Origin of the sequence: Microbacterium sp. K35, from assembly GCF_004794375.1 — a bacterium.
Lineage (GTDB): Bacteria > Actinomycetota > Actinomycetes > Actinomycetales > Microbacteriaceae > Microbacterium > Microbacterium sufflavum.
Genome location: NZ_SSDM01000242.1, coordinates 1 through 7,418, shown reverse-complemented (window position 1 = coordinate 7,418; position 7,418 = coordinate 1). Strand labels below are relative to the sequence as shown.

9 protein-coding genes are annotated in these 7,418 nt (G+C 71.4%); all 9 read right to left on the bottom strand.

Features of this window, described 5'->3' with window-relative positions; all coding sequences use genetic code 11:
* Positions 1-211 precede the first annotated feature (211 nt).
* Entirely contained in the window at positions 212-622 is a 411-nt protein-coding gene (gene nusB, locus DW299_RS09350) for a transcription antitermination factor NusB (protein ID WP_136033679.1), read from the bottom strand.
* Between the two features lie 3 nt (positions 623-625).
* Positions 626-1,186, bottom strand: a complete 561-nt coding sequence (efp, locus tag DW299_RS09345; protein WP_136033676.1) for an elongation factor P — start codon at positions 1,184-1,186, stop codon at positions 626-628.
* 104 nt (positions 1,187-1,290) lie between these two features.
* The gene (locus tag DW299_RS09340; protein WP_136036421.1) at positions 1,291-1,731 is read right to left on the bottom strand and encodes a type II 3-dehydroquinate dehydratase; all 441 of its coding nucleotides are present in this window, start codon (positions 1,729-1,731) and stop codon (positions 1,291-1,293) included.
* Positions 1,728-2,252, bottom strand: coding sequence for a GNAT family N-acetyltransferase (locus DW299_RS09335; RefSeq protein ID WP_136036420.1), 525 nt, complete (start codon positions 2,250-2,252; stop codon positions 1,728-1,730). Before DW299_RS09335 ends, DW299_RS09340 begins: the two co-directional genes overlap by 4 nt.
* Positions 2,249-3,337, bottom strand: coding sequence for a 3-dehydroquinate synthase (gene aroB, locus DW299_RS09330; protein WP_136033671.1), 1,089 nt, complete (start codon positions 3,335-3,337; stop codon positions 2,249-2,251). The genes DW299_RS09335 and aroB overlap by 4 nt, the downstream gene beginning before the upstream one ends.
* A complete protein-coding gene (locus DW299_RS09325) occupies positions 3,334-3,852 on the bottom strand; it encodes a shikimate kinase (protein ID WP_136036419.1) in 519 nt (172 codons plus the stop codon). The genes aroB and DW299_RS09325 overlap by 4 nt, the downstream gene beginning before the upstream one ends.
* Positions 3,836-5,065, bottom strand: coding sequence for a chorismate synthase (gene aroC / locus DW299_RS09320; RefSeq protein ID WP_136036418.1), 1,230 nt, complete (start codon positions 5,063-5,065; stop codon positions 3,836-3,838). The genes DW299_RS09325 and aroC overlap by 17 nt, the downstream gene beginning before the upstream one ends.
* Positions 5,066-5,117: 52 nt before the next feature.
* Entirely contained in the window at positions 5,118-5,945 is an 828-nt protein-coding gene (locus tag DW299_RS09315) for a shikimate dehydrogenase family protein (protein WP_136036417.1), read from the bottom strand.
* A 4-nt stretch (positions 5,946-5,949) separates the two neighbouring features.
* The coding region (mltG, locus tag DW299_RS09310) for an endolytic transglycosylase MltG (protein WP_240745363.1) at positions 5,950-7,418 on the bottom strand (1,469 nt) is incomplete at its 5' end.

Below are 7,418 nucleotides of genomic sequence, written 5' to 3'. Positions count from 1 at the left end.
GTGCGCGATTCCCGCGGCCCAGGGGTTCGCGCCGCGGGAATCGCGCACCCGGAGCTCGACCCCCAGCGCGAGCGCGGTCCGCGGCTCGGCGGGGACCGCCGCACCGAGGATCGACCGCCAGTCGGACGGCGCGCCGTCGTCGCGCGCGGCATCGGAGGGAACGGTCATACCCCGATCCTCTCCGAGGCCACGGACACCGGCGCCGGTGCGCTCAGGCGGCGCGAGCCACCCGGGCGAGCACGCCGTGCACGAACGGACCGGAGTCGTCGGTCGAGAACTCCTTCGCCAGCTCCACGGCCTCGTCGATCGCGACGGCGGTGGGCACCTCGTCGTTGTACAGGATCTCCCAGACGCCGATGCGCAGCAGCGCCCGGTCGACCGCAGGCATACGCTCGAGCTTCCAGTCGCGGCTGTGCGTGGTGATCTGCTCGTCGATCTCGTCGCGCTGGTCGATGATGCCGTCGACGATCTCCCTGGCGTACAGCCAGGAGGCCTCGCGAGCGGGCTCGCTCGCCGCGCGCTTGGCCTCGGCCGCCAGCGCGATCGCGAGGTCGTCGCCGCGGACGTCGGCGGAGAACAGGATGTCGAGAGCGCGCTTGCGCGCCTTCGTGCGGGCGCTCACGCCTTACTTCTCGCGGCCGAGGTAGTCACCCGTGCGGGTGTCGACCTTGACCTTCGTGCCGGTCTCCAGGAACAGAGGCACCTGGATCTCGTACCCGGTCTCGAGGGTCGCGGGCTTGGTGCCGGCCGACGAGCGGTCGCCCTGCAGGCCGGGCTCGGTGTAGGTGACCTCGAGGATCACGGACGCCGGCAGATCGATGTAGAGAGGGTTGCCGTTGTTGAGGGCGATCGTGACCTGCTGGTTCTCGAGCAGGAAGTTCTTCGCGTCGCCGACCGTCGCCGCCGGAAGCGTGATCTGGTCGAAGTCGGTCTGGTCCATGAACACGAAGCCGTCGCCGTCGGTGTACAGGTAGGTGTAGTCACGGCGGTCGACGTTCTCGATCTCGATCTTCGCGCCCGCGTTGTACGTGCGGTCGACGACCTTGCCCGACACGACGTTCTTCAGCTTGGTGCGGACGAACGCGCCACCCTTGCCGGGCTTCACGTGCTGGAACTCGATGACGCTCCAGAGCTGCCCGTCGATGCTGAGGACGACGCCGTTCTTGATGTCTGCGGTGGATGCCATGCGCTGAAGGTTCCGTTCGTGAGTCCGTGGGGCCGGAGTCGGCCGACAGTCGATTCTACGGGATGATCACGCACGCCCCGCGTGCGCCCGCCTCTGGCCAGGGGTCAGAGAAGCGCGGCCAGCTCCCGCACCGCGTCGGCATAGCCGTCGACACCGCGCCCGATCACGCGCACCGCGGCCACATCGTGCAGGAACGAGTGATGGCGGAACTCCTCCCGCGCGTACACGTCGGAGATGTGCACCTCCGCGAACGGCAGGCCCACCCCGGTCAGCGCATCGCGCAGCACGACCGAGGTGTGCGTCAGGCCGCCCGGGTTGATGATGATCCCGATGCAGTCGGCGCGTGCGGCCTGGATGGCGTCGATGAGCACGCCCTCGTGGTTGCTCTGCACCGCCCGCACCGCGAAACCGGCCTCGACCGCGGTCTCGGTCGTGATCCGCTCGACGTCCGCGAGGGTCGCGGTGCCGTAGATGTCGGGCTCCCGCGTCCCGAGGAGGTTGAGGTTGGGGCCGTTGACCAGCAGCAGCCGACGCTCGATGCTCATGCCCTCACGCCCTCCGACCCGGCGAGCTCACGCCGCAGAACCCACTCCCGACCGAAGCCCGTCGTCTCGATCTCCCCGGTCCGTGCGAACCCGGCGCGCGCGTACACGGCCTGCGCCCGGTCGTTGTCGACGTGCACCTCCAGCTCGAGCGCGGCCAGACCCTGCTCGAGGGCCCAGGCCGCCGCCGTGTCGAGCAGAGCGTCGATCACGCCGGAGCCCCGGTGCTCGTCCGCGACGTAGACGCCGACGACGAGTCCGGCCTCGGGTCGCTCGCGGTGCGGCAGCACGGTGGCGGTGCCCACCCACTCCCCCGCATCGGTCACCGCGACGAACTGCGCAGCCGCCGACGGCTCGGCCGCGTTCGCGGTGCGCTCCTGCCAGAAACGGTCGGGCTGGCCGCTCGCATGTTCCACGGTGTCGAGGAACGCGATCGGGGCGGCCGGATCGGCCAGGGCGCGCAACCGCAGATCCTTCACCTGCGACCATTCCTCGGCTTCGACGCGACGCACGTGGACGCTCACTCGCCCACCTCCTGGTAGGCGGCGAACAGCAGCGACTCGTCGGGTGCCTGCAGCACGGTGGGCTTCGCGATGTCGTCGAGCAGGATGAAGCGCAGCATCCCGCCGCGGCTCTTCTTGTCGCGCTGCATCGTCGCCAGCAGTTGCGGCCACGCGCCGGCGCGATACGACGTGGGAAGGCCCAGGGACTCCAGGATCGACCGGTGCCTCTCGGCAGCCGCATCCGAGAGCCTGCCGGCCAGCCGCGACAGCTCCGCGGCGTACAGCATGCCCACCGAGATCGCCGCGCCGTGCCGCCAGCGGTAGCGCTCGGCGTGCTCGATCGCGTGGCCCAGCGTGTGCCCGTAGTTGAGGATCTCCCGCAGACCCGACTCACGGAAGTCGTCCGACACGACCTGCGCCTTCATGCCGACCGCGAGCTCCACGGCCCGGCGGAACTCCTCCGTGGTCGTGTCGACCGCCCGCGCCGGATCCGCCTCCACGATGTCCAGGATCTCCGGCGCCCAGATGAAGCCGGCCTTCACGACCTCGGCGAAACCGGCCGTCGCCTCGTTCGGGCTCAGGCTGCCGAGCTCGTCGAGGTCTCCGATCACCGCACGGGGCGCCCAGAACGCGCCGACGAGGTTCTTGCCCTCGGCCGTGTTCACGCCGGTCTTGCCTCCCACCGCGGCATCCACGAGCCCGAGGACCGTCGTGGGCACGTGCACCACCTGCACGCCGCGCAGCCAGGTCGCCGCCACGAACCCGGCGAGGTCCGTCACGGCCCCTCCGCCGTAGCCGACGACCGCGTCGGTCCTGGTGAAGTCGGCCTGGCCCATGATCTGCCAGCAGAAGGCGGCCACCTCGATGCGCTTGCCCTGCTCGGCATCGGGGATCTCGGCCAGCAGCACCTCGCGCGGGCCGTCGGCGGTGTCGGCGAGGAGGCGGTCACGAAGCTCCGCCGCACGGTTCGCGAGGGTCGGCGGGTGCACCACGAGCACCTTCCGCACGCCGGGGGCGAGGGCTGCCGAGACGCTGTCGAGGATGCCGCGCCCGATCGCGATGTCGTAGGGGTCGGCGCCGGTGACGCCGATGGTGGTCGTGCTCATCTCTGTTCTCTCCTCCATGCCACGATCTCGTCCGCGATGCGCTGCATCGGCCGTCGCGAGGTGTCGAACGAGATCGACGCGACCTCCTCGTACCACTCGCGCCGCTCCGCGAAGATCCGCTTCCACCGCTCGACGGGGTCATCGCCGGCCAGCAGCGGCCTCGTGCCGCCGCGGAGCCGGTCGGCCACCGCGTCCTCGCTCACCGTGAGGAACACCACCGGGTGGCCGTGCAGCAGGTGCCGGGTGTCGGCGTCCGTCACGGCGCCGCCGCCGAGGGAGATCACGCCGCCCTCGCTCAGCGCCTGCGCGACCGCCGCCCGCTCGAGGTCGCGGAAGTGCGCCTCCCCGTGCTCGGCGAACAGGGCGGGGATGGGGCCGTGCGCCGCGACGATCCGCTTGTCGGTGTCGATGAAACCCACCCCGAGTCGTCGAGCGACCCGTCGACCGACGCTGGTCTTGCCCGACGCCATCGGGCCGACCAGTATCACCGACAGCGGATCAGCCGCGTTCGTCATGCGCGATGAGCGCCGCCTCGGACGCGGGTGCCGTGCGCAGCTCCTCGGGGATGCCATCGAGGTATCCCGCCAGGTTGCGCCGTGTCTCGCGGATGCTGTCTCCGCCGAACTTCTCCAGCACGGCCCGGGCGAGCTCGATCGCGACCATCGCCTCGGCCACCACACCGGCGGCCGGCACGGCGCACACGTCGGAGCGCTGGTGGTGCGCTGTCGCGTCCTCCCCCGTCGCAACGTCGATCGTGCGGAGCGCATGCGGGACGGTCGCGATCGGCTTCATGCCTGCCCTGACGCGCAGCACCGTGCCCGTGGACATCCCGCCCTCGGTGCCGCCCGCGCGGTCCGAACCGCGGGTGATGCCCCCGGCGGCGGCGAAGAGCTCGTCGTGGGCTGCCGACCCGCGACGCCGAGTGGTCTCGAAGCCGTCGCCGACCTCGACCCCCTTGATGGCCTGGATGCTCATGAGCGCCTGCGCGAGACGGGCGTCGAGGCGCCGGTCCCAGTGCACGTGGGACCCGAGCCCGGGCGGAAGGCCGTACGCGAGCACCTCGACGATGCCGCCGAGGGTGTCGCCGTCCTTCTTCGCATCGTCGACCTCGGCGACCATCAGTGCGGACGTCGCCCGGTCGAAGCAGCGCAGCGGATCGGCGTCGAGTGCGGCGACGTCATCCGGGGTGGGAAGCGGTGCCCGGTCCGGCACCCGGACCGGGCCGATCGACAGCGTGTGGCTGACCAGGCGGATACCCAGTTCGGACAGGAACGACCGCGCGATCGCGCCGAGCGCGACCCGTGCCGCGGTCTCCCGCGCGCTCGCACGCTCGAGGATCGGACGAGCCTCGTCGAAGTCGTACTTCTGCATCCCGACCAGATCCGCGTGGCCGGGCCGCGGGCGGGTCAGAGGTGCACCGCGACCGCGCGACCGGTCGGTGAGCTCGACGGGCTCCGGGTTCATGACCTCGATCCACTTCGGCCACTCCGTGTTGCCGATGCGGAGCGCGATGGGGCTGCCGAGCGTCTTGCCGTGCCGGACCCCGCCCGAGATCGTGAGCTCGTCCTGCTCGAACTTCATGCGCGAGCCGCGGCCGTAGCCCAGCTTGCGACGCGCGAGATCGGCCTGGATGGCCTCGGACGACACCGGGACGCCGGAAGGCAGACCCTCCATGACGGCGATGAGTTCTGGGCCGTGTGATTCGCCGGCCGTGAGCACGCGGAGCATTGCTCCAGTCTCCCATGCGTTTCGCGTCCGCCGCGCCGCGTGTCGTCGCGGGTCAGAGCGCCGCGCGCATGGCGGCGATCACGTCCGTCTCGGCCGGGAGGGGCGCGGCCGGATCGCCGTGGTGGAAGATGCGGATCTGTCGCACAGCCTGGTGCAGCAACATCCCCAGCCCCGACACGACCGCGCCGTCGCCCCACGCCGCCGCGAGCGACGATGGCCACGGCGCGTACGCGGCATCGAACAGCGCACCGCCCCGAGCGGCCAGGGGTTCTGTCACCGCGGAGGGCAGGATCGTGCCGGACGGCAGCGTCGCCACGGTCAGGTCCACCCGGCTCGGCCGCGACCCGGCATCCGCGTCCGCGAGCGGATGCGCCGAGACGACCACCGAGAGACGCTCCCCCAGCGCCACCAGACCCGATGCCCGCTCGGGTCGACGAGCCCGGACGTCCACGCGCGACACCCCCATGTCGGCGAGGGCCACGAGTGCCGAGGCTGCCGTGGCTCCTGCTCCCAGGAGCCGCGCGGTGTCCGCGGTGGTGATCCCCGCCTCCGCCAGCGCGTCGACGATGCCCCCCACATCCGTGTTGAAGCCCGCCGGGGTGGAGCCGAGGTGGAGGGTGTTGACCGCGCCCGTGAGTTCCGCGTGCGCGTCGCGCGCCGCGGCGAACCGGTACGCCTCCTCCTTCAGGGGCATCGTGAGCGACAGCCCACGCCACGAGGGGTCGAGACCACGCACGGCAGCCGCGAATTCGTCGGCCGCCACCCGCCGGCGTCCATACTCCCAGTCCAGACCCAGCACGCGGTAGGCCGCGGCATGCAGCTCGGGCGACCGGGAGTGCGCGATCGGGTCGCCCCAGACCGCGAGTCGGGTCGACGTCACGGCCTCAGCAGCCCCCGTCGGGGTTCGCCCTGCACCACTCGCGCCACTTCTCCACGCCCTGCTCGTGCTCGGCGAGCGTCTCCGAGAACTGCGTCTCCCCGGTGGAGAGGTTCACCGTGACGAAGTACAGCCATGGACCGTCGGCGGGCTGCATGGCCGCCTTGATGGCCGCCTCGCTCGGACTCGCGATCGGTGTGACCGGCAGCCCGGTGTTCACGTAGGTGTTCCAGGGGTTCGGGTCCTCGAGCGCTTCTGCGGAGCTCGACACCACGCCCTCGTGCAGCGAGCCGTAGCCGTACTGCGCGGTCGAGTCCATCTGCAGCTTCATGTCGATCGCCAGGCGGTTCTCGATCACACGCGACACCTTGGCGAAGTCGTCCGTGCGACCCTCGCGCTGGATGATCGAGGCGATCGTGAGCACGCGCTGCGCGTCGTCCGCGGGCACGCCGGCCGCGTCGAGCGCCTCCCGCGTACGATCCACCATCTGCTGGATGGCCTGCGTCGCCGTGACGCCGGGATCGAACGTGTACACGGCGGGGAACAGCCACCCCTCCAGGCTCTGCGCCTGGACGCCGTAGACGGACGGATCGGCGACCGCGGCCTCGAAGTCCGCGAGCGGCAGCCCGAGCGTCTCCGCCATCGCCGGGAGCGAGGACTTGATCGTGCCGCCCTCCGACACCGAGACGGTGTTCTCGAGCTTGTTCTCCTTGTCCTGGAGGGCGGCGAGGGCGGCCTCGGCCGTCATCTTCTTCTGCAGGCGGTAGACGCCGGGATAGAACGTGACGGCGATGCCTTCGTCGATGAGGTAGTCGTAGAAGACATCGGCGGTCTTGGTCACGCCCGCCTCGTGGAGCGCTGCCGAGACCGGCTGGCCGGTGTCGCCCGACTTGATGGTGACATACACCTCGCCGGTCGCGAGCCCCGGCTCCCAGTCCTTCGCGTCTCCCCAGCCCATGGCGTCGCTGATCCGATCACCGTAGGTGCTCCACGCCCAGGCGCCGCCGGCCACGATGCCGCCGATAATCGCGAGGACGACGATGAGGGCGATCAGGCAGCCCTTGCGGCGCTTCTTCTTCGGCGCGCCCGGCCCGCGGTGGTCGTCGTCACCCGACACGAACAGGTCGTCGAGCCCGCCGCCGACGGCGGGCTCGTCGGGAGAGGTCCGCGCGGTCGAGGCGGCTGTCGGTGCGGAGACACGGGGCAGCGGCCGCGTCGCATCCGCGTCGTGCTCGATGAACGTCTCACGCGAGCCACGGGCGATGGGGACGGCCGTCGTCTCCGGAGCACGGGACGGCTCTGCCGCGGACACGGGTTCGGCGGCGGCCGATGCCCGATCCTCCGCACGCGGCGCGACCCGTGCGGGGCGCGCGTCCGACGCGGAGTCAGCGGACCCGGACGCAGCGGGCGCGGGCGCGGTACCGGACTGGTCGAGCGACGGCTCCCCCGCCTGCTGCTGACGAGCGGCTCGCCGCG